Genomic DNA, 308 nt, shown 5'->3' with positions numbered 1-308 from the left:
AACTTAAAATAAAATATAAAATCGTTGATCCAACACCTAGTCCCCATTTCCCCTTTAAAGAGTACAATGCTTCTCGTTTCATTTCACCGATCATTTATTCATCCCTTTCATAAAATATAAATTGTTGTACACTTCTACTTATACAAGCATAAATATAATTATACCAGTTTTGTAAAATTATCCATAAAATACACAAAAAAATCCGTAAAGGCAAGGCCCTTACGGATTTTTTTACTTCATATCAGAAACATTTAAACGGTTCACAGCACGTTGTAATGCCATTTCTGCACGTCTAAAGTCAACATGTG

Annotated in this window: 1 protein-coding gene and 1 pseudogene; both read right to left on the bottom strand. The window is 31.5% G+C overall.

What is annotated here, in order from left to right; all coding sequences use genetic code 11:
• Positions 1–94: pseudogene (locus SB717_RS40330) on the bottom strand (DUF975 family protein); the annotation flags it as partial.
• A gap of 137 nt (positions 95–231) precedes the next feature.
• Positions 232–308: ATP synthase delta/epsilon chain alpha-helix domain-containing protein (locus tag SB717_RS34775; RefSeq protein ID WP_410907426.1), on the bottom strand; the 77-nt coding region annotated here is incomplete at its 5' end.

Source organism: Priestia sp. SIMBA_032, from assembly GCF_046535215.1.
Lineage (GTDB): Bacteria > Bacillota > Bacilli > Bacillales > Bacillaceae_H > Priestia > Priestia aryabhattai.
Note: the sequence above shows the minus strand (reverse complement) of the source record. Positions and strands in the feature narration are given on the sequence as shown.